This is a genomic window from Rhodococcus sp. (in: high G+C Gram-positive bacteria) (genome assembly GCF_049286785.1).
Taxonomy (GTDB): Bacteria; Actinomycetota; Actinomycetes; order Mycobacteriales; family Mycobacteriaceae; genus Rhodococcus_F.
This window is the reverse complement of the sequence record NZ_JBAQEO010000090.1, coordinates 1-2,662: the sequence shown is the minus strand read 5'-3', so window position 1 is coordinate 2,662 and position 2,662 is coordinate 1. Positions and strand designations below refer to the sequence as shown.

Below are 2,662 nucleotides of genomic sequence, written 5' to 3'. Positions count from 1 at the left end.
GCCCGTGCACCGGTGGGCCGTCGCCCTCGACGACGGGCGCCTGGTCTTCGTCGACACCGAGGACCTCACTATCGATCCCGGCAATCAGCAATCCGGGCCGGGGAGCTCTCCGCGCCGCTGATCTGATACCACTGATCAGCAGAGATAATTCCAGGAGCTGCATCACTGCTGGAGACCAACACATTTACGACGCGCAATGGAACTGGGTGGCATACATCGTGGACGGACACGCCTGGTCGGCGTCCACGGGACGCTGGTGTGGGCCTGTGGACGACACCAACTCCTACGACCATTCCAGAGGCCTGGTCTGCTGGAATCCCGACTTCGAACCGCATGGCGCGCGGTTAGAAATGCACCGCCGGCGTCCGAGTCGTCGTCGATGGGGTTGACGGCACCACTGGAATTGCGAAACTGCTCCTGAGCCGACAATCGGACAGACGTAGCACAAAATATGTTGTGGCACAGCACATTAGACCGTCACAGTTAAGTGCCGATAATCTACCTTATGTCAACTAGACTCCTTTGTATTGCATCAGTTGAATCAACCGCCGGACGCACCCTCCCCCGCACGTAACGAGGACTACCGGATACGCGCCCCCTGCCCCGCTTTCTAAAATTCAGCGCCCGATGGGCAGCACCGAATCGATCGTCCACATTGACGGGTACCGAGCGCCGACGTGTCCCTGACAAGCGCCGCACAACACCGCCCAGAGGGTGTTATCCCCACCGGGTGCCACTTCAGCTCGGCATCGATGTCCGCAGATTCAGATCTGACCCGGCCTTTTGCATGAGCAACGCAAACCGGCCCAAGATCGGGAACACGCTAATTTCTGCGTCGGTCAGCCATCCACAATCCACTCCCGACACCGAGGAACACCACGACCATCCCACCCAGGACGAAGAGCAGAGTCCGTCGATCCTCATGCAAGCTCTCGCATGCATCGAAGATATCAGAACCACGCTGCCAGTCCGCGAGCATGTCGTCGACCGCCGCGCTGACAGACGCCTTGGGAGACCTGATGCTGCTGAAATACCCTTCGGGCCCGTCATAGGGGGCACTTCGCGGTTCCGCGTGAAAGTGCGTCCGCTGTGAGATGTGTTCATGCCGCACTGTGGGCGGCACTGGTGAGCAGAATACGGGCCCGATAGTGCTTCGCGTTCCTGAATCCGCGACCGATGCACGTCCCCAACCTGCACCATCGAGGCCGGGACCTCGCGAATCACGGCGAGGGAACCGGCCGGCATGGTCGGAGCCATCGAGCCGGTCTTGAACATGATGAAGGTGATGTCGAAGCCCGCGCCAGACCCGGCGACACGGTCTGCCGCTGCCTGAGGAGTTCTGCCGCGCCCCGGCCCTAAACTGCTAGCCGATATAGCAATGGTTTAAAATAGGAGTAACTTATGACCAACACCAAAGAAGCGCAGCTCGCAGAGCTGCATAGGACGATTTGGCTCATCGCCAACCAGTTGCGCGGCAGTGTTGACGGCTGGGACTTCAAAAGCTATGTGCTCGGCATGCTGTTCTACCGCTTCATCTCCGAAAATTTGACCGCCTATATCAACGCCGAGGAGCGCAAGGCCGGTCAGGTCGATTTCGACTACACCAAGCTCGGAGACGACCAGGCGGAATTTGGGCGCAAGGAGACCGTCGTTGAGAAGGGCTTCTATATCCTCCCCAGCGAGCTGTTCATCAACGTCCGAGCGCGCGCCGCCGAGGACGAGAATCTCAACAAAACCCTTGCCCAGGTATTCAAGAACATCGAAGGCTCCGCGCTTGGGACGGACAGCGAGTACGACCTCAAGGGTCTCTTCGAAGACCTCGATGTCAATAGCGCCAAGCTCGGGCCCACCGTGGCGAAGCGCAACAAGAAACTCGTCAAGTTGCTCGACGCGATCGGGGACTTGGACCTGGGCAGCGAATTCACCGAGCACACGATCGACGCCTTCGGTGACGCCTATGAGTATCTGATGACCATGTATGCCTCGGGCGCGGGCAAGTCTGGCGGCGAGTTCTTCACGCCCCAGGAGGTCAGCGAACTCTTGGCCCGGATTACCGTGGTAGGCAAGACTGAGGTCAACAAGGTATACGACCCGGCCTGCGGCTCCGGCTCGCTGCTACTGAAGTTCGCCAAGGTGCTCGGCAAGGACAACGTCCGCCAAGGCTTCTTTGGTCAGGAGATCAATCTGACCACCTACAACCTGGCGCGCATCAACATGTTCCTGCATGACGTCAACTACGAAAAGTTCGACATCGCGCACGGCGACACGCTGCTTGATCCGGCCCACTGGGACGACGAGCCGTTCGAAGCGATCGTTTCTAACCCGCCGTACTCGATTGAGTGGGAGGGTGATAGAAACCCTCTTCTGATCAATGACCCACGATTCTCGCCAGCCGGTGTACTTGCGCCGAAAGATCACGCCGACCTCGCATTCACGATGCACATGCTGAGTTGGCTGGCGGTTGATGGAACGGCGGCAATCGTTGAGTATCCGGGTGTGCTTTCGCGAGCAGGTGCTGAGCGGAAGATCAGGAAGTATCTCACCGACAATAACTATGTCGATGCAGTCATTCAATTGCCACCCGACATGTTTTTCGGAACGCCGGTGCGCACCTGCATTATCGTTCTAAAAAAGTCCAAAAAGGATAACAGTGTCCTCTTTG

2 protein-coding genes are annotated in these 2,662 nt (G+C 58.4%); both read left to right on the top strand.

Going from position 1 to position 2,662, the window contains the following annotated elements; translation table 11 throughout:
• Window positions 1–74: 74 nt before the first annotated feature.
• Window positions 75–389 carry a 4-fold beta flower protein gene (locus tag WAW17_RS03295; protein WP_422331590.1) on the top strand — a complete coding sequence of 105 codons (315 nt, stop codon included), beginning with the start codon at window positions 75–77 and terminating at the stop codon, window positions 387–389.
• Window positions 390–1,401: 1,012 nt separating this feature from the next.
• A partial coding sequence (locus WAW17_RS03290; RefSeq protein WP_422331589.1) for a type I restriction-modification system subunit M occupies window positions 1,402–2,662 on the top strand: 1,261 nt, incomplete at its 3' end.